13 protein-coding genes are annotated in these 17,736 nt (G+C 66.6%); 5 read left to right on the top strand and 8 right to left on the bottom strand.

The genetic code is table 11. The features are described from left to right. The first annotated feature begins 38 nt into the window (after nt 1–38). A complete protein-coding gene (locus SAHL_RS16830; protein WP_123592574.1) occupies nt 39–686 on the top strand; it encodes a dimethylsulfonioproprionate lyase family protein in 648 nt (215 codons plus the stop codon). A gap of 568 nt (nt 687–1,254) precedes the next feature. On the opposite strand, the gene SAHL_RS16825 is transcribed toward SAHL_RS16830, so the two are convergent. Both SAHL_RS16825 and SAHL_RS16820 read right to left on the bottom strand, forming a co-directional pair. Then, nucleotides 1,255–2,583 carry a GGDEF domain-containing protein gene (locus tag SAHL_RS16825; protein WP_123592573.1) on the bottom strand — a complete coding sequence of 443 codons (1,329 nt, stop codon included), beginning with the start codon at nt 2,581–2,583 and terminating at the stop codon, nt 1,255–1,257. A gap of 177 nt (nt 2,584–2,760) precedes the next feature. Beyond that, a complete protein-coding gene (locus SAHL_RS16820; protein WP_184947805.1) occupies nt 2,761–3,936 on the bottom strand; it encodes a GGDEF domain-containing protein in 1,176 nt (391 codons plus the stop codon). A gap of 630 nt (nt 3,937–4,566) precedes the next feature. Here SAHL_RS16820 and SAHL_RS16815 point away from each other — a divergent pair. After that, complete coding sequence (locus SAHL_RS16815) at nt 4,567–6,381, top strand: putative bifunctional diguanylate cyclase/phosphodiesterase (protein WP_123592571.1); 1,815 nt, start codon at nt 4,567–4,569, stop codon at nt 6,379–6,381. Nucleotides 6,382–6,585: 204 nt separating this feature from the next. Here the strand turns inward: SAHL_RS16815 and SAHL_RS17925 are convergent, their stop codons facing one another. The 3 genes from SAHL_RS17925 to SAHL_RS16805 form a co-directional block, all read right to left on the bottom strand. Next, nucleotides 6,586–6,726 (bottom strand): hypothetical protein, encoded by a 141-nt coding sequence (locus tag SAHL_RS17925; RefSeq protein ID WP_184947803.1) that lies wholly within the window; start codon nt 6,724–6,726, stop codon nt 6,586–6,588. 306 nt (nt 6,727–7,032) lie between these two features. Next, nucleotides 7,033–8,643 carry a BCCT family transporter gene (locus SAHL_RS16810; protein WP_123592570.1) on the bottom strand — a complete coding sequence of 537 codons (1,611 nt, stop codon included), beginning with the start codon at nt 8,641–8,643 and terminating at the stop codon, nt 7,033–7,035. Between the two features lie 708 nt (nt 8,644–9,351). Next, nucleotides 9,352–9,591, bottom strand: a complete 240-nt coding sequence (locus SAHL_RS16805; RefSeq protein ID WP_148045599.1) for a hypothetical protein — start codon at nt 9,589–9,591, stop codon at nt 9,352–9,354. A gap of 492 nt (nt 9,592–10,083) precedes the next feature. Here SAHL_RS16805 and SAHL_RS16800 point away from each other — a divergent pair, with 492 nt between their 5' ends. Further along, on the top strand, nt 10,084–10,746 hold the full coding sequence (locus tag SAHL_RS16800; protein WP_221178016.1) for a sulfotransferase family 2 domain-containing protein: 663 nt from the start codon (nt 10,084–10,086) through the stop codon (nt 10,744–10,746). Between the two features lie 122 nt (nt 10,747–10,868). Here the strand turns inward: SAHL_RS16800 and SAHL_RS16795 are convergent, their stop codons facing one another. Then, the gene (locus SAHL_RS16795; RefSeq protein ID WP_184947801.1) at nt 10,869–11,837 is read right to left on the bottom strand and encodes a glycosyltransferase family 2 protein; all 969 of its coding nucleotides are present in this window, start codon (nt 11,835–11,837) and stop codon (nt 10,869–10,871) included. A 374-nt stretch (nt 11,838–12,211) separates the two neighbouring features. Beyond that, nucleotides 12,212–12,955 carry a hypothetical protein gene (locus SAHL_RS16790; protein ID WP_184947799.1) on the bottom strand — a complete coding sequence of 248 codons (744 nt, stop codon included), beginning with the start codon at nt 12,953–12,955 and terminating at the stop codon, nt 12,212–12,214. A gap of 492 nt (nt 12,956–13,447) precedes the next feature. Here SAHL_RS16790 and SAHL_RS16785 point away from each other — a divergent pair, with 492 nt between their 5' ends. Both SAHL_RS16785 and SAHL_RS16780 read left to right on the top strand, forming a co-directional pair. Beyond that, nucleotides 13,448–14,482 carry a hypothetical protein gene (locus SAHL_RS16785; RefSeq protein ID WP_123592565.1) on the top strand — a complete coding sequence of 345 codons (1,035 nt, stop codon included), beginning with the start codon at nt 13,448–13,450 and terminating at the stop codon, nt 14,480–14,482. 268 nt (nt 14,483–14,750) lie between these two features. Next, the gene (locus SAHL_RS16780; protein WP_123592564.1) at nt 14,751–15,233 is read left to right on the top strand and encodes a hypothetical protein; all 483 of its coding nucleotides are present in this window, start codon (nt 14,751–14,753) and stop codon (nt 15,231–15,233) included. A gap of 429 nt (nt 15,234–15,662) precedes the next feature. Here SAHL_RS16780 and SAHL_RS16775 read toward each other — a convergent pair whose 3' ends face one another. Next, a complete protein-coding gene (locus SAHL_RS16775; RefSeq protein WP_123592563.1) occupies nt 15,663–17,474 on the bottom strand; it encodes a DEAD/DEAH box helicase in 1,812 nt (603 codons plus the stop codon). Nucleotides 17,475–17,736 lie beyond the last annotated feature (262 nt).

Genomic DNA, 17,736 nt, shown 5'->3' with positions numbered 1-17,736 from the left:
CCTGGATCGACCGCCGTTCACGCCGGAGTGAATCGCCCATGGCAGGCACGTTGCACGCCCATGTCGACTGGCACTACCTGATGTACGAGTTCCGCCAGATGTACCGGTTCGGCTCGGCCGGGGGCAGCAAGCCGATTCGCAGCCACCTCAAGGCGGTTCGCAACCAGTTGAACGCGGAGATGGCGCTTGACCCGGCGGTGTCGCTGCCCGAGCCCGCTCGGCTGCCGGTCGTCGACTGGCTCGGGCGCGCGCTCGATCGGGGGCGCCAGACGCCGACCGCGTCCCTGGTGGACACCATCGATCGGGTGCAGCATCAGCTCGCCTGGCGCTATGGCTACGATCGGGTGCCGCGCAGCCTGCAGGGCAAGTATGCCTTCGCGGAGCTGATGGGGCCGAAAGGCCCGGTGGTCAGCGAACGTCTGATTCTCGGTCTGGTGCTGCTCACGCCCGGCTGTACCTATCCCTCGCACGCCCACGACGGCATCACCGAGTCCTATATCTGCCTCAGCGGCACGCTCTCGGAGAACGATGTCGGCGTTTATGCCCCCGGGTCGCTTTTGTATAACCCGCCGAATCATCGGCATCGCCTCACCACCGGCGACCACGAGCCGGTGCTGCTCGCCTACGCGTGGAGCGGGGCGCCGGAGCGGCTGGCGAACCAGAAGATGACGTTCAAGAAAAGCTGATGGCCGCGCGGCGCCGGCCGGCGTCAATGGCAGCGAGTGCATCGCAAGGGCACCGGCCGCAGATCGGCGCGGCCATGCGCCCGGTCATTGGCTATAACAACGTCGGTGATTCGGTCGATCCGCGGCGGCGCGTGTGCTCGGCATGCGGTCATCGCCGCGTGGCGCGAGGAGAGATGGTAATGCCGTGGGCCGTTGTTCGGCCTACGCACGATGCGCTGGCGGTCTACCGCCCGTCGTCAGTCGCCCACGGGCTTGTCGAATGGAAGCCGGGTGGATGCTCCAGCCGGCCCGTGTCGGTTTTCCAGCGCGCCGAAAGGATACGGCGGCCGTCTTGCACCGAAGAGACGACGACATGTCGGCGTAATGGTTCTGGTTCGGGGGCGCCGTCGCCGTTCAATGGATCGCGGGCTTGATCGCGCCCGCATCGGCTGCGGCCAATGCCGGTGGCCACGGCCACGGCCACGGCCACGGCCACGGCTACGGCTACGGCTATGGCTACGGCTATGGCTACGGCTATGGCTACGGCTATGGCTACGGCTATGGCTACGCTGCGGGCGCGGCGCGATGGTCACTTCGGCGAGGTCGCGTCGTCGTGGGGGTGAATCGACGGCGTCGTTTCGCTCGGCACGGCCGTCGTGGTGTTGGCGACCACGCGATTGCGGCCGGCGCGTTTGGCGCGATAGAGGCAGTGGTCGGCGCGGCGCAGCAGGTCGGCGAACGTCTCTTCCGGCAGGGACAGCGTCGCCACGCCGAGGCTGGCCGTGAGGCGGATCATATGCGCCTCGTGCCGGCAGCCGTGTGATGCGATGGCATGGCGCAATCCCTCCGCGACCATCAGCCCCTGATGGACGTCGGTGTCGGACAGCAGAATGGCGAACTCCTCGCCGCCGAGCCGGCCGACGGTGTCGTGCTCGCGAAGGTTGTCGCGCATGACGCCGGCTATATCGCGCAGGGCGGCATCTCCGGCGTCGTGCCCGTGACGATCATTGACCTGCTTGAAGAAATCGAGATCGACCATGAGCAGCGACAAGGGCGTCCCCGAGGTCACATGCCACTGCTTTTCGTCTTCGAACAGCTGCTCCAGATACGCCCGATTGGGCAGGCCGGTCAGCGAATCCGTCATCGCCATGTCCGAAAGCCTACGTTCGGCCTGCTCGCGGCTGGCCTCGTAGAAATGCGAGAGCGCGAACACGGTCGCGGTGGCCATGGCAATGTTGGCGATAGAGCCGGGGGCCTGCACGATCGCGTCGCCGCCGAAGCGATACAGGAAAAGCACGCCGGCCACCCCGACGAAGAACACCGAGACCGCCGCGCCGAGGCGGCGTCCCAGCAGAAGGTGCGCGAGCAGCGGTATCACCAGGACCCAGCCGAAGACCGTGATTTCGGTCTCCGGACTGTAGAACCCGTACATCATCACCGAATAGAAGGGGATGATGAAGACGATCGTCCAGGCCTTGAGATGGCGGGTGCCGCGGATGACGAACAAAAGCGTGCAGGCAAACACCGTCATCAACAGTTCGATCACCATCAGCACGTACTGTTCGGCGCGCAGGTTGATCACCACGTACGCGGCACCGCAGACGGCGGTGAGCACGAGCAGCACCTGCAGCACCGCGCGACGATGATGTGCTTCAAAGCCTTCGTGTGCCTTGTGACTGGCTCTCGGCATCCCTCGGGGCCCCCGACCCGTTCGTAGGGTTACCATACCGCGCTTGGGATGGCGCCGCGCGGAAGACGAGTGGGTCGTTCCGCGCTGGTTGCGGGCATGTGGCCCGAGGGCGGCGGCGCGTTGGGCTCGCGGATTACGTTTGCAGTCGGCCGGACGGGGCAGTGAAGGGCGCCTCACTGAAGCATTGTCGTGCCGGCGTTCAATGCGCGCCAGGCCGCCGCCGACCATAGCGGCGTAGCCGGTGGTCGTCGACGTCGGCCGCGAGCGCTCGTGCGTAAGCCATCCTATCGCCGCCGATAGAGGTATGGCCGGTCTCGATTGGGCGGTCTGCTCCGCCGAGCGCCGAGCTGCGCCAAGACCTTGTGCGTCGACAAGCGCCGGCCCGCGACCGGCCCGCGCCCCGGCTCAGGAGCCGGCGGCGACGCGACGCTGCAGCTCGTGCATCGGTTCGGCGATGGCGCCCGGATCGGCGGCAGCGACGGGGTCGAACAGCGTTCGATCCCGTCCGCGGGTCTTGGCGGTATAGAGCGCCTCGTCGGCCCGCTCCATCCAGCGGATCGTCGTGTCCGCGGAGGAAAAGGCCACGCCGCCGCTGACGCGGATCACGCCGTGCGCCAGCGGCTGGGCCGCGCAGCGGGCGCGGAGCGCGTCGTCCATGGCCTGGACCGTGGACGAGGAGGCCGGGCGAAGCAGCACCGCGAACTCCTCGCCGCCACAGCGTCCGGCGGTGGCGCCGAACGTCCGGGCGGTATCCTCCAGAAGACGCGCGAACCGGCGCAGCGTCTCGTCGCCATAGAGATGGCCGCGGCTGTCGTTGATCCGCTTGAAGTGATCGAGATCGTACAAGACCAGGGCGCAGTGGTGTCTCGGCTGCTGCTCGCCCGAGATCGCCGCGTCCAGCGCCGAATAGAAGGCGCCGTGGTTGAGCAGCCCGGTGAGGCTGTCCAGCCGGGAGGTCTCGCGCAGCTGCTCGGCGTATTCCTGAATCAGGCGCTGCTCGCTGCGAAAGCGTCGAAAGAAGCCGCTGATCAGCGCGAACTGCAGCGCGACACAGATGTAGTAGGTCACCGCGGCGTCGATCGCCTGGAGTTCGCGCGAGGCGTAGGTCGGCGTCCAGCCCGGCCAGAGATAATCGGCGCCGATGAGAGCGCTCGGCACGATCACGAAGCACGCCATCAGCAGGACGCGCTGCCAGGGGCGGATTACCAGGGCACCGAAGGCATAGCCGGCCACCACGACCAGAATCATCAGGCTCGGCCCGTCCAGGCCCTGATTGAAGATCCAGTTCAACGGCAGGATCGCGAACACCGCGCCCGCGCAGAAGATCACGGCGATGCGCTGCGCCTGTTCGTAGCGACGCGCATGCCACCACATGGCCAGCACCACCAGGCCGAAGATCGTCAGTATGGCGACGTAGAGCAGATGGGTGATGGCGCCGAAGTAATTGAGGGCCGCGCCGGCGAAGCAGCCGATGGCCACCGCGAACAGGAACACCAGATGCATGCGATGGGCCGGGGTCTCGGCGTGCCCCACGAGCATGAAGCGAGACCAATGGCAGACTCGGTCGGCGAATGTCTTCATCGCGATAGTCGTCCATCCCGCCAGGTCGGCGCGCGCTCTTCGCGCCTCGTTGATGTGCGCTGTAGAGCCGTTGAATATCTCGCCTATCCGCCACGCACCCAGGGCCGCTGCGCCGCCCATGCCGTGCGCTGCGCCTCGCTGGTGGGCGGTCGCGGTCCCATACCCTAACCAGAGCATACCGCGAGCGCACGTTGAATGCGCGCCCGCCTTCGCAACAGGCGCACGCACGACGCGCCCGCAGTGCGGCCTGCCGTGTCGCTCGCCAGTCGGCACCGGTCTGCCCGACGTACCGGGCGCGTGACCTCGCCGCACACGGGATGTTCGATCAGCGCCCACGAATCAGTGAGGCCTTTGCCTGCCCGCTCGGCGCCGGGGCTCGGGCGCGGTTTTCGGCTAGTGATCTCGCGGCGGGACGGGCGTGGCGTCGCGTTCATGAACAGGCGCATGCGTGGCACATTCGATCTGCCAGATGACATACCGTGGCAACACGAATACCGCGGACCGGTCATGTCGGCGGCCGAAGCGCCGATACATTGTTGAGCGCCAGGGTTGAAAGGCCGCCCCTGAATATGAAAGAAACGCCGCTTCCGTAGTTCTACCGAGGCACCGTATCCTGAAACCGGCTCGATCATGAGTACGTCACACGCTTCCACGCGCGAAGCGGAGCGGCTGAACGCGCTTCACCGCCTCGATCTGATTCACGCGCCGCGCGATCCGGTACTGGATCGCGCCACCGGCCTGGCCGCGCGCCTGCTGGATATGCCCGTCAGCCTGGTCACCCTGGTCGATGCGAGCCGGCAGTGGTTCAAGGCGGGTGTGGGCGTCGAGCTGCTCGGTACGCCGCGCGCCCACTCGTTCTGCGCCCACGCGATCGAGGCCGATGAGGTCATGGTCGTCCCCGACCTCGTTGCCGACGATCGGTTCGCGGACAATCCCTTCGTGGCGCAGCCGCCGCATGTCCGTTTCTATGCGGGGGCGCCCATTCGCACGATCGACGGTTACAGCCTGGGCACGCTGTGCGTGATGAGCCGGGAGCCGCAACCCGACTTCGGCGTCGAGCAGACGCAGACGCTCGTGGATCTGGCCGCGCTCGTGAGCGGCTGGGTCCGCATGCGCGAATCGGCGGGTTATCTGGATGCCGCCACCGGGATCTTCACGCGCCAGCGGCTGCTGGAGACGCTCGGCACCGCGTTGCGGCGGTCCCCCACAGCGGGCGACTCCCACGCGTCGCTGCTGGGCGTGGTCGATGTCGCGATGCCGCGGCAGATGCACGACCTGATCCAGGTGCTGGGTTACCAGCACACCGAGCGGTTCATCGCGGAATGCATCGAGCGGCTGGCGGACGCGCTCGGCCACGCGCACCCGATCTATCGCATCGGGCTGTTCCGCTTCGGTGTGCTGCTGCGCGAGCAGCCCGACGAACGCACTCGGGACTATCTGTATCGGTTGATGAAGACCCTGCGTCAGCCTTTCGACTCGGAGATCGGTATCCTTCTCGCGCCCGATACGGTCATGGGCGTCACCCGGATCGATGCGGGCGACGAGGCCGACATCGATGCCGCCGAGATTCTGCGCCGGGCGTCGGCGGCGGCGGACGACGCCTGGGAAAGCGATTGCTGCTGGTGCTACTACGAGCCGGCGGGCGAGGCCCGTCGCCAGCGCCGGGTTCGCCTGCTGACCGATCTGCGGGGCGCGCTGGAGGCGGGCGACGAGCTGTATCTGGAATATCAGCCCAAGGTCGATGTCGCCCGTGGTGACTGCGTCGGCGTCGAGGCGCTGCTGCGGTGGCAGCATCCGGTGCTCGGCTTCGTTTCACCGGCGGAGCTCATCGATGCCGCCGAGCGCACCGCGCTGATGCGGCCGCTCACCGATTGGGTGCTCGATACCGCGCTGGCGCAGAATGCCGCATGGCGTCGGCGCGGGCTCACGCTGCCGGTCGCGGTCAATCTTTCGGCCCACGATATCGCCGACGAGGCGATCGTCGAACGCGTTGACGCGCATCTGCGCAGGCATGCGCTGCCGGGTGACAGTCTCGAGGTCGAGTTCACCGAGAGCACGCTCATCGACGACCTCGATGCCGCCGTGCCCAGACTCGAACAACTACATGCGATCGGTGTCACGACCGCGATCGACGACTTCGGTACCGGCTACTGCAATTTGGCCTATCTGCAGAAACTCAATGCCGGCAAGATCAAGATCGACCGGCGCTTCGTGCAGACGCTCGATCGCGACGAACGCGGGCAGGTGCTCACGCGGGCGATCGTTCGCCTCGCACACGATCTGGATTACCGCATCGTCGCGGAGGGCGTCGAGAACCAAGCGACCCTGAGGCTGCTTCTCGACTGGGGCTGCGAACAGGCCCAGGGCTACTTATTCGCCCGGCCGTTGACCGCCGATGCGCTCCACGACTGGGTCCGTTCCAGTGAGCCGGTCGCATTGAGCTGACGCGGACGCGCCGTTTCCAGCGCGTCGCATGGCACAGGCCGCGGGTGCCGCGGCCTGGATCAGTGCCGTTCGGGACGGCCGGGCCCGATCAGTCGAGCAGCCCCTTCGGCCCCTTGCCCCGAGCGTCGGCCTTGGCGGCACGCTTTTCCTTGAGCGTGCGTGTGGGCTTTTTCTTCTCGCCTTTCTTGCGGTCCATGCCTTTGCTCATGACAGATCCTCCGTCGTGGCGGACGCGTGCCGCGCATTCTGTCGGCGCTCGTGCCGCTTGTTGCGCTTTTCTTCCTGCTGACGGCTCTTGTTGGCCGCCCGCTGCTGCTTTTCGAACGTGTAGTTCACTCGGGCCATGACCACCTCCTGTGGTTTTAATCGATTCTATGCCGATTCATGGCGGCATGATCGCGTCGATGAAAAATAAATTCGGGGCGACGGGCTACGACGATGCGATTCGAGTTCCGCCGTGGCTGCGATCGGGCGGTACATGGCGGGCCGGTTGCACTTCGTGTGTGAGGCAGGGCGCGCTTTGGGGTTCCGTGACCTCGACTGACGTGTGGGGAATTGTCGGGACCGTGGATTCCGAGATGGCGGGCCGTGAAAGCCATCGCCAGGCGGGCGGCGGGTGATCGTCACGGCCCGCCGCCCGCTGCGACCGGCCTAGAGCTGCTCGACGCTGGGCGGCTTGCCGACGGTGATCTCGCTGAGATCCTCCTGCGACAGCCCGCGCATGAGCGCGAACATCATGCCGAAGACCAGAATGAAGATCGGCAGCCCGATGACGGTGATCACCTGCTGAAGCGCGGTGAGGCCTGCCTCGCCGGCGAGCACGATCAGCATCGCCGCCAGCACGCCTTCGGAGATGCCCCAGAACATGCGCTGGTGCACGGGCCCGGCGTCGGGTTCACCGGTGCAGAGCATGTCCACGACCAGCGAGGCGGAGTCCGACGAGGTGGCGAAGAATATCGCCACGATCACCACGGCCAGGCCCTGGATCAGCGTCGTGAACGGGAAATTCTCGAAGAAGGCGAACATCGCCAGCGGGATGCTGTTGGCCACCGCGTCCGATATCTGGCCCGCCTGCGCCCCTAGAGCAGCACGGGCGTCCGCACCGATGCCGTCGATCTCCATCGCCGACCAGCCGAATATGGCGAACCACACCAGCGTGAAGACGGACGGCGCGAACAGCACCCCCAGCACGAACTCGCGGATCGTGCGGCCGCGGGAAATGCGCGCCACGAAGATGCCGATGAACGGCGACCAGGTCACCGTCCAGGCCCAGTAGAAGACGGTCCAGCCGCCCTGCCAGCCCCAGCCGCCTTCCTCGTGCGTGTATTCAGCCAGCGCGTCGTTCCAGAACGCCATCGGCAGTATGTTGGTGATGTAGATCCCGAAGGTCTCGACGATGGCGCGCAGCAGGAACACGGTCGAGCCTGTCACCAGCACAAAGATCATCAGGCCGACCGCCATGCCGATGTTGATGTTCGACAGCAGCTTCACGCCGGAATCCAGCCCCGCGACGATCGAGCAGGTCGCCACCGCGGTGAGGGCCGCGATGATCAGCACCTTGGTGGTGACGCTGTCGGGCACGCCCATCAGTTCGGTCAGGCCGGCGTTGATCTGCTGGGTGCCCAGACCGATCGACACGGCGACACCGAACAGGGTGCCAAGCACGGCAAAGATATCCAGCGTCTTGCCGATCGGGCCGTAGATGCGATCACCGATCAGCGAGTAGAAGACCGAGCTGAAACGCATCGGCAGCTTGTAGCGGTAGATGAAGTACGCGAAGGCCAGGCCGGGCAGGGTGAAGATCGCCCAGGTGTGCAGACCCAGATGGTAGATCGCGAAACCCATCGCATCGTCCGCGGCCTGCACCGAGAACGGCTCGACGTCCGGTCGTGGCGGGGTCGCGAAGTGCGACATCGGTTCGGCCACGCCCCAGAACATCAGTACCGTGCCGATGCCGCCGGCGAACAGCATGGTGAACCAGGAGATGTTGCCGTAGTCCGGCCTGGCGTCGTTGCCGCCGAGCCGGATCGCGCCGTAGCGGCTCAGTGCGACCCAGAGCAGGAAGGCGACCCAGCTGGTCACGCCCAGGATGAAGAACCAGCCGAGATTGGTGACGATCCAGGTCCGGCCGGCGCCGAAGGCGTCGCCGATGGGCCCGGGGGCCACGAGCAGGGCAGCAAGAAATACCACCATGATGCCGGCGGAGGCGAAGAAGATCGTCGGATCGGTCTTCAGCCCCAGCTTCCGCGCGAGTGTATGCATTCTTGTTCTCCCTTGTGGCGGTAATTCAACATACGCCGGGCCGAGCAAGCGCGTAAAGGCGCTCGTGCCGGGCGCAGCGCGCCTCATGGCCTGATACCGACCGGCGTCGGCCTCGTGATCTGTAACAAGCGGGTTTCGTGCCAGGCTCGTCGCCGACGAGGGAAAACGGCGGTCGAATGCCGGCAGTGCTTGGCTGTAGCTGAGTGCGGCAAAGAGCGGGGCCGCCAAGCCAGGGCCGCCGCGGCCCGGATCGAGTGTGCCGATTCGTTATCCGGGCCGAAGTGCACCCGCATGGATGAGCCATTCGACCGGCCGTGCGGACTGGGCCGTCGGCATGCTATTAGCGCTGGCGGAATGGGCGGGACGGCGATTGGCCGGGCCCGTGTCGACTGCGTTTCTCGAGACGAGCGGTGCGCCGCCGATCAGCACGTCGCCGGGTCGTCCATCGGACCGATATGCCGCCGCCGCTATGGCGCGCTGGGGGCGATCGCCCGGCGGCGCGCCGAGGGTCTCGGTCTCTCGTGGAAACGGACGTCGGAACCGGGGCTCAATCTGTGCCATTCGCGCGGCGCGTTCTGCCAGTATCCGCGCCGGCGCGACGCCAAAGGGCGCGTTTGCGGCCGCTGGTCCGACCGGATGCGGATGGCGCAAGATCGAGCGCCGATGCGGAGCGGCCGGCTGCGGGCAAACGCGCCGACCGCGCGGGCCCTAAGGGTTGTCGCCGGCTTGCGGCGTCTCGTCCTCGCGCTCGTCGTGCGTGACAGGCGATTGGCCCTTGTAACCCCCGGCCTCGTCCTTCTTGACCGGCGACTGCACCCGATAGCCCTCCTCGTGGGCGGCGTAACCGCCCGCCGCACCCGCGCCGGCGGCGGCCAGCACACAACCCTGCAACCCGAGACCGCTCGCGGCCACGGCCACGAGTGCGACAAGAGCGGTGAGAACACGCATGAACAACCCCTCCAACGTTAATCGGAACATGAGTATGCGCCGATTTGGTGAGTCGTGGTTGAACGGTTCACCATCGGATCGGCGCCAGCACGAGGGCCGGGGTGGGTGCGCTCGACCGTTCCGTGTGCTGTCTCGGCGCGAGAGCCTGGGCTGGAATCGTTACCAGCGCGGGCGTTGAAGTTGACACCCACCGAGACGTCGCGGGAACGCGATCGAATCAGGAAGCGAATCGTATGTCGGCGCCGGTCACGAAGCCGGCGCGGCGGGAATGCGCTAGCATTCGCCTGGCTCTGCCCGATCCGGCACGCGGCACGGGCGACGACGTGCCGGCCCACCAGCGACCGTCGCAAGGCGGCAAGCCGCCGCCCATCCCGTTCCGGCGTGAGTACTTCGAAAATGAAAGAAAAGATGTTGGAGATGATCCCTCCAAGAGCGTACATGGAGCTCAAATGGTGGGATTACCGCATACGGAACCGCCGAAGTTATCGCACCATGCAGGCGCGGCGCGCTCGGGTCACGGATGCCGACTATTCATACAAGCCGTTCGACGACACGCGGTCATTATTCATCCATATACCGAAATGCGCCGGCGTGTCGGTCTGCCGGGCACTGTACGGCAATCTGGCGGGCGGGCACACGACTCTCGACCAGTATCTCGAAGCCTTCGAGCCGCGGCTGATCGAGCGATACTTCAAGTTCACGATCGTGCGCAATCCATGGGATCGCCTGGTTTCGGCTTATTTCTTTCTGCAGGCGGGCGGCTTCGGGGATCGGGACGCGCAGTGGTTCGACCGCGAGCTGCGCGGCTATGCCGACTTCGACGACTTCGTGAAACGGTGGCTGAGCCCGGCCAACATCTGGAAGTGGCACCACTTCAAGCCGCAGCACCACTTCATGCGGGACAAGCGGCGAAAGATCGATCTCGACTTCATCGGCCTGTTCGAGAACCTCGCCGAGGATTTCGCCCATATCGCCCGCCGCGTGGGCGTACCCGCGACCCTGCGCAGCACCAATCCGAGCCGTCATCGCGACTACCGGGACTACTATTCCGACGAGACCCGCGAGATCGTCGCGATGGTCTACGCCGAGGATATCGCGCTGCTCGGCTACGATTTCGATAACGCGAATCTGGCGGGCCAGCTGGCCGCACGTTGAGCGAGCGTCGACCGGCCGGCACCGGCGTCCTAACCCCGGTGTGACGGCTAGCACTCCTGGTTCATGGTGTCACGGGCCGACCGGTTGCGAACGCTGCGTTGGTCGGGGCGCGATGCCCGACGTCATTCCGCTCGGGCGGTGGTCCGTTCCAGCGTCCTGATGTTCTCGCGGGCCTGGTACATCTGGCCCAGGCATTCGCAGAGCCGGAGCTGGCGGTCGAAGCGGTCCTCGCGCCGCAACAGACAGGCGGTGCCGTAGAGCCGGAGTTCCCGGGTCAGCATCTGCAGCCAGAGCCAGCGCGGGACCCCGAGAAACGTGCGGCCGGCCGTGAAATCGCCGTCGGCCAGGCGGCGTCGGAAGATCGTCCGACCGTAGTCGAAGCGATGCCGCCGCCAGTGGTGCCGGGAAAGCCGGTCGGGATCCAGATAGTGATGCTGGACGAGCGCCGGCACGTAGACGATGCGGTGACCGCCTCTGCGCATGCGGGCCTGGAGTTCGGTCTCCTCATCCGACAGCAGTGTGGTGCCGACACGCCCGAGGCGGACGTCGAATCCGCCCAGCGAGGCTAGCAGGGCCTTCGGGATGACCATGTTCCCGCCTCGCAGCACGTCATCGTGTTCGCTCAGCGCCCGTGTCTCCCCGCCCAGGTCGAACTGGCCGACGTGTTCGAGAAGCGGCGGCAGCCATTCGGGCAGCCCGGTCGCGTTGTAGTAGCGCACGGGGCCCCCGATGCAGTCGGCGCCGGTTGCCGTGAACGCCGGTTCGATATGGGCGAGATAGCGCTCGTGGATCATTTGATCGTCATCCATGAACACGAGATAGAAGCCGGCGGCTTCTGCCGCGCCTCGGTTACGTGCATGGGACAGCCCCTGACGCGTCTCCAGCACGTAGCGCAGTGGAAACGGATAGGGCGCGGCTCGAATCTCGTCGACCACGGCCCGAGTGTCGTCGACGCTGTTGTTGTCGATCACCAGCACTTCGACCCGGTCGGCTTCGACATCCCGGGATGCGGCTACGCTCTGCAGCGCGCTGCGCAGCAGATCGGCCCGGTTGTAGGTGGGTATGACGACCGAGATGAGGATGTTTTCCATGCCACTAATTCCTAATGAAATCATGAACGCTGCAGCCCCCGGTGCGCCTGGCGCGCGTAGAGCTTACCGCCATTGCGCGCGAGGCGCCGCAGTCGTCCGGTGCGGACTGGTGCCCGCCGAGGCGGTGCGCGTTCGAAAATCGTGATGGACGACCAGGGTTTCCCAATGTCGGGCACGTCCGTGCGATCCGCGCCGAAAACACGACCGAACGAGGCGAAGGCGCCTGCCTTCGCTCGCGGTCACAGCGGGTCCGGAAATGCGGATCGGGCGGGCGCTGCCGGTGCTGCGGATTCCCGGCTGCGTCGCTCGCAGCCGATCGACCGTGGCGCGAGCGCTCATTCACGAAATGGATGACGCCAATGCATGCCGATGCATCACGTCCGCGCCGGGCTGGGCCCGCGAGCCCCGAATCGGAATGCGCCGAACATGGCGGAGACGGCCAGGGCGTACAGGCTCCAGATACCCGCGGTGGGCACGGTGACCGTCTCCGGCCGAGTCGACTCATTCAGTAGCCAGAATCCCGTCCCGCCGGTACACGCGGGATCGATGTTGCAGCCGTCCTCGAAAAAATCGCTGGCGACGGCGGTGACCGTCCACGACCGTCCGGCCCCATGCGAGCTGAAGCGATCGCCCGGCGTGGCAACGTCGAAACGACCGCTCAACGTCTTGTCGTCGTTGAATATCAGCGCCGCGACCAGCGCGTTCCCGAAGTTGCTGTCGTCGAAACCCGGCCGCGTCGGGTCGACGAAAACGGGAATCGGGCCGCTGGTCGCCGTCTTGTCGTTCGGCAGGGTGTAGTTGTAGTTCAGAATCAGTCCCGATTCCGACAGCGGGCTGTCCAGGCTGCCGTCGGGGTTGCCCGATACGGCGCGGGTGTCGAAATCGACAGCGCCCGCCCGGTAGTGGGCATCGTCCACCCGTAAAGTCCCGGCTACGGCCGAGACACGCGTCCCCGAAGTCGTGTTGTGCCAGTTATAGACTACCGTGGCGTGGGCGTTGGCGGAGGCCGCCAGACAGACCAGGGCACCGGCGATGATTCGATCTGTACAGCGCATCGTTCTGCCTGGGCGGTTGTGGCCGTGGTTACATCGCAACCAAGAAACGTGCCTGCGAATCATTCGTTTTTAAAACAAAAGGTTATGATCCTTGGGCGCGCTCTCTAGCGCGTTGTGTAAGGCACAGCGACACCACGGCAACGCGGCGCTGTCGCGGAATCTCGGGCTGGAAGTCCGACGCTCTCTGGCATCGGCGGGTCGTTTCGGACACGGGTGGCGAGGGTTATCGGTCGTTGCGCGCCAAGCCGGTTACGCCCTCGGTTCTCGTGATCCGGGACGTGCTCAATCGTGAGTTGCGATCCGACCGTCGATGTCCCGACCGATGCAATGGGCGGCGCGGTCCGGCCGGGTCGAGGCTGGCGATGTGACGGCGCTTTCGCGCCGGGCGTCGGTCGGGTTTGCAAAGTCGGGCGTCGAACGGCCCCATCGGCGCGGAAAGTTGACCGCGCTCGGCCCGTGGCGAACCGCGCGAGTTCGAGCCGATGGTGCGCGTCGCCGGGGTTTGTCATCGTGGGCTGATAATATCGCAGGCTCATCGATCGGAGCAGCCGAGCCATGACGGACACCGACCATTTCGCAGGCTCGAAAGCCGAGGCGTTGCTGGACGCTCATGTCGCCTGGGTGATCGCTCGTCTGCAGGGCGATGCGCTGCAGGCCGAGCTCGAGCGCCGTCTCGACTGGCTGCTGGCGGACGCCGCCCGGCTGCGGTTGGGCGAGGTCATCAGCGTCGAGTCGGTCCAGCGTACCGCCGTCGACTACGCCGCCGATATGAAGGTGGGCGGGGCGATCCCGGCGCTCGTGGGCGATATCGCGGTGGCGATCCACGAACACCCCGTGCACGAACAGACCACGCTGGTGGAGCTGCTGCCCGACCGCGAGTTCGAGGAACTGCTCGACAAGCTGCTGGAGATGCAGCGACTGCGCGACGAGGTCATCCACCAGTCCGTGTCCAATCCGGTCTTCTCGGATCTGGTCGCCCAGCTGTTGTATTCCGGCCTCCGTGGTTACGTGGCCGAGAGCAAGCTGCGTGCCGCACGGGTGCCCGGCGCGCGCACGGCGATGAGGATCGGCCGCGCCGTCGCCGATCGCGCCCCGCCGCAGATCGGCGAGGCGCTCGAGCGCGGCATCCGGCGCTACGTCGAGCGCAATACCGAAGCCGGGATGCGCGCCAGTGAAGCCTGGCTGCACGACGCCTTCGAGTCGGACGAACTGCGCCGGGCCGTGCTCGATTTCTGGGACGATCACAAGCACCGCTCCGTCGCCTCCGTGCGCGATCTCGCCGGTCAGCTGGATGTCCAGGAGCTGTTCGTCATCGGCTATGAATACTGGCAGCGCCTGCGCCGCACACCGATCTACCGCCGGCTGATCGAGAGCGGTGTCGAGGTCTTCTTCGAGACCTACAGGGACGCGACCCTCACCGAGCTGCTCGACGATATCGGCGTCACCCGCGACATGATGGTGCGCGACGGCATGCGGTTTCTGCCGCAGGTCGTTGATGCACTCCGGGAACGGGGCATGCTGGCGCCGGCCATTCGTCGCCAGCTCGAGGACTTCTATCGCTCCGATGCGGTCGCCGAGATCCTGCGGTGAGATTCGGCGGGCCCACCCGGCGGCATCCCTTGCGCCGTGTGGGGGCGGCGATCGCGGGCAGAGCGTGCCGGCGGGGCCGCCCGCTTCGTTTCCTTGGCTACAGGCGCGCCGTCTTCGTGTCGGCCGAACCCCAGTCGGGCGTCGTCGCCGGGGACGCCGAGTCCGCGATCATCCTGCACGAACGACGCGGGCTGCTGGAAATCTGCGCCCATTACCCCTAGCGTGCGTGTCATTCCATGCACCGCCTCACCGCACGACCCCGAGACCCATGAGCGAAGACGACCTGATCGAAGCCAGCCCCTGCAAACTCCGTAACGGCAACTGGGGCTGCCGGACCACCGACCCCGTCGAGGTCGGCGACACGGTGCGCATCGTCACGCGTGCGAACAAGCAGTGGCGCGCCCGGATCACACAGATCGTGTGGACGGGCGATCAGGTCTGGCTCTGCGAAACCGAGAGCGAGAACGCCGGCAAGCCGGGCAAGGCGCAGTCGTCATCGGCCGGTTCGGCGGCGGGCAGTAGCAGTGCCCCGGCCTCCGGCCCATCGACGGGCCCGTCAACGGGCCCATCAACGGGCCCATCAACGGCGGCGAGCCCGCCCGATTCCGCGCCGCCGCGCACCGAGGCAGCCCCCAGCGACGATCTCGACGCCATGGCCGACGCCGCCGCCGAGCGCGACGACGCGTTCGACGACCTCATGAGCGCCGTGCACGAGTTCGAACGGGACGAGGGCGGCTCGCAAAAGGGCTGATTCCGGCCGGTATCGTACGCAGGGCGCACACCGAGGACCGGGCGCCTTGCGGTACGAGACCAACGCCGAACGATGGCGTCGGAGCAGACCCAGGGCTGCTACCGGTTTCGTCCGACGATTACTAGGCGCCCGGCAGCCGCGGCGATCACTGGAATCCGCGTCGCGGATGGCTGGTCGCGCCTACCAGCGGCATATCCGCAATCAGCGCTCTCACCTGCGTCGAAACCGGTCTCACAAGGCGATCGCGACGGCGATGCGCGCTGTTCTGAGCCGGGACGGGGGCCGGTTAAGTCGCGCCCTCGCCGCGGCGCCTAGTGGACGAGGGCGCACGATGCCGCGGCGGGCTGCGCGAAGCTTGCGCGCGGGCGGTGCGTGACCGGATCGCGGCCTGCCGGCGCCCGGCCGGATGCGCCGCACCCGCGCGGCCGTTCATGGCGCGTTTCGTTTCGGCTTGCCTTTGCTCTTTGTCTGAGCCTTCTTTTTCTTGGCCGATTTCTTGTGGCGCGGCTTGTCCTTGGCCGCAGCCGGCTTGCCACGCGGGCCGGGCGCCGGCGCACCGAAGCTGTTCTTGACGCGGCTGATCGCGAGCTGGCGGTTGGCCACCCAGACCGTCTTCAGATGGGCGAAGATCTCCTCCGGCATGCCCTTGGGCAGATCGACCAGGCTGAAATCGTCGTTGATCGCGATCCGGCCGATGTCCTTGCTGTCCATGCCGGCCTCGTTGGCGAGCGCACCCACGATGTTGCGCGGCTCCACCCCGTGCTGCCGGCCGACCTCGATGCGGTAAGTCTCCATGCTCATCGCGCCGGTCGCCGATTTCTTCTTGCGGTTCGGCTTGTCGTCGCCGCTCGACGTTTCGTGGAATGCCTGCCCGGCGGACTTGTCGACCGGCGCGGCGTCCAGCGTGATCGGTTCACCGCCCTGGGCGAGGCGGGCCAGGGCAGCGGCCAGCAGGGTCGGCTCGACGTTGTGTTCGGCGCGATACGTCTCCACCAGATCCGTGAACTGCTCGAGACCGCCGGCTTCCAGGGTGTCGGTAATGCGCTGCTTGAAGCGTTCGACGCGCTGAGCGTTCACGTCGGCCATGCTCGGCACGTCCATCGGTTCGATCGCCTGGCGCGTGGCACGCTCGATGTTCTTGAACAGGCGTTTCTCGCGCATGGTCACGAACAGGATCGCGTCGCCCTGCCGGCCGGCGCGCCCGGTCCGGCCGATGCGATGCACGTAGGACTCGGTATCGTGCGGGATATCGAAATTGATCACGTGGCTGATGCGCTCCACGTCCAGCCCCCGGGCAGCGACGTCGGTGGCCACGATGATGTCGAGCTGGCCGTTCTTGAGCTGGGCGATCGTGCGCTCGCGCTGGGCCTGGACGATGTCGCCGTTCAAGGACGCGCAGGCATAGCCGCGCGCCGAGATCTTCTCGGCCAGTTCGTCGGTGGCCTTCTTGGTGCGGGCGAAGACCAGCATCGCGTCGAAGGGCTCGGCCTCGAGCAGCCGTGTGAGTGCTTCGAGCTTGCTGATGCCCCCGCCCACGATCCAGTAGCGCTGGCGGATGTTGTCGGCCGTGGTGGTGCGCGTCTCGATGGTGACTTCCTGCGGATCCCGCAGGTGGGTCTTGGCGATCCGGCGGATCGCGCCCGGCATGGTTGCCGAGAACAAGGCGACCTGACGTTCGGGCGGCGTGTTCTCGAACACCCACTCGACGTCGTCGATGAAGCCCATGCGCAGCATTTCGTCGGCTTCGTCCAGCACCAGCCATTCCAGACTGTCGAGCTTGAGCGTGCCGCGCTTGAGATGATCGATCACGCGCCCCGGCGTGCCCACCACCACATCCACACCGCGTTTGAGCGCGGCCAGCTGCGGCCCGTAGCCCTGGCCGCCGTAGATCGGCAGCACGTGGAAGCCCGGCATGTGCGAGGCATAGCGCTGGAAGGCCTCGGCCACCTGGATGGCCAGCTCGCGCGTGGGTGCCAGCACCAGCGCGCGGGGCTCTTTGCCCGCGTCTTTGCCGAAGCGCATGGTCGACAGGATCGGCAGCGCGAACGCGGCCGTCTTGCCCGTGCCGGTCTGGGCCTGGCCGAGTACGTCGCGCCCGGCCAGCAGCGGGCCGATCGTGGCTTCCTGAATCGGCGACGGGGTTTCATAACCGACGTCGGTCAACGCCGTCATGACGGCGTCGGACAGACCCATCGCCGCGAACGGCGTCCGGTCGTTTTCGGGGGTATTCGGGGAGGACATTCAATGCCTGTGGAATCGGGCGCCGTGTCGCGCCGGGAACAGCCGTGCCAAGGCGGCGCGGAACTGCATAGTTTAACCGCTGCGTTGAGTTGGTGTGCGGTAGCGCGTGGCTCGAGCAACGCTCAATTGCAGGGGCGTGCACGAAAGCTGAGCCGGGGGGCGTCGAGCGCGTATCCTGGTTCGGCGTACGGGCTGGTCCGGGCCATTGTCTTGCGCACCGTGATTGGTGTGCCAATACTGCCGCTGCGCGGCTAACAGGAAG

Origin of the sequence: Salinisphaera orenii subsp. halophila YIM 95161 (assembly GCF_003732545.1) — a bacterium.
Taxonomy (GTDB): Bacteria; Pseudomonadota; Gammaproteobacteria; order Nevskiales; family Salinisphaeraceae; genus Salinisphaera; species Salinisphaera orenii_A.
This window is presented reverse-complemented; position numbering and strand designations above follow the sequence as displayed.

Coding starts and splice junctions, on each gene's coding strand:
- SAHL_RS16830 (WP_123592574.1), top strand. CDS start 39: ATGGCAGGCACGTTGCACGCCCATGTCGACTGGCACTACCTGATGTAC.
- SAHL_RS16825 (WP_123592573.1), bottom strand. CDS start 2,583: ATGGTCGGCGGCGGCCTGGCGCGCATTGAACGCCGGCACGACAATGCT.
- SAHL_RS16820 (WP_184947805.1), bottom strand. CDS start 3,936: ATGAAGACATTCGCCGACCGAGTCTGCCATTGGTCTCGCTTCATGCTC.
- SAHL_RS16815 (WP_123592571.1), top strand. CDS start 4,567: ATGAGTACGTCACACGCTTCCACGCGCGAAGCGGAGCGGCTGAACGCG.
- SAHL_RS17925 (WP_184947803.1), bottom strand. CDS start 6,726: ATGGCCCGAGTGAACTACACGTTCGAAAAGCAGCAGCGGGCGGCCAAC.
- SAHL_RS16810 (WP_123592570.1), bottom strand. CDS start 8,643: ATGCATACACTCGCGCGGAAGCTGGGGCTGAAGACCGATCCGACGATC.
- SAHL_RS16805 (WP_148045599.1), bottom strand. CDS start 9,591: ATGCGTGTTCTCACCGCTCTTGTCGCACTCGTGGCCGTGGCCGCGAGC.
- SAHL_RS16800 (WP_221178016.1), top strand. CDS start 10,084: ATGCAGGCGCGGCGCGCTCGGGTCACGGATGCCGACTATTCATACAAG.
- SAHL_RS16795 (WP_184947801.1), bottom strand. CDS start 11,837: ATGGAAAACATCCTCATCTCGGTCGTCATACCCACCTACAACCGGGCC.
- SAHL_RS16790 (WP_184947799.1), bottom strand. CDS start 12,955: ATGATTCGCAGGCACGTTTCTTGGTTGCGATGTAACCACGGCCACAAC.
- SAHL_RS16785 (WP_123592565.1), top strand. CDS start 13,448: ATGACGGACACCGACCATTTCGCAGGCTCGAAAGCCGAGGCGTTGCTG.
- SAHL_RS16780 (WP_123592564.1), top strand. CDS start 14,751: ATGAGCGAAGACGACCTGATCGAAGCCAGCCCCTGCAAACTCCGTAAC.
- SAHL_RS16775 (WP_123592563.1), bottom strand. CDS start 17,474: ATGTCCTCCCCGAATACCCCCGAAAACGACCGGACGCCGTTCGCGGCG.